This is a genomic window from Mesorhizobium sp. M8A.F.Ca.ET.161.01.1.1 (genome assembly GCF_004792105.1).
Taxonomy (GTDB): domain Bacteria; phylum Pseudomonadota; class Alphaproteobacteria; order Rhizobiales; family Rhizobiaceae; genus Mesorhizobium.
Window position 1 is genome coordinate 1 of the sequence record NZ_SRTD01000351.1, and the last position, 313, is coordinate 313.

The 313-nt window shown below is 59.4% G+C and carries 1 protein-coding gene; it reads left to right on the top strand.

Translation table 11 applies throughout. The features are described 5' to 3' along the window. Window positions 1–250: hypothetical protein (locus EN804_RS36020; RefSeq protein ID WP_210237401.1), on the top strand; the 250-nt coding region annotated here is incomplete at its 5' end. Window positions 251–313 lie beyond the last annotated feature (63 nt).

Consider the following 313-nt stretch of genomic DNA (forward strand, 5'->3'; position numbering starts at 1 on the left):
GAGGCACAGGAAGCGGCGGTTGTCGCCGCCGATCCGGTGCCCGCAAAGAAACGATCCGGTAACAGATAGCGGGCGCTTTTACATCGCCCGGTCAACGCAGGAGGACGACACCATGGCAAAGGGTCAGTTGCGCAGTAACAAGGAAATCCGCAAGCCGAAGAAGGACAAGACAAAAACACCCGCCGCGGCGCCAGCCGGTTCGCAGGTGAAGTTCGCAAACGCCACGACAGCGGATGGCAAGAAGAAGTAGGGCACGGTGTCGGCGCGCAGGTCACGACGATAAATCTCTCGTCTGGGAGACCGGACTTGTTTT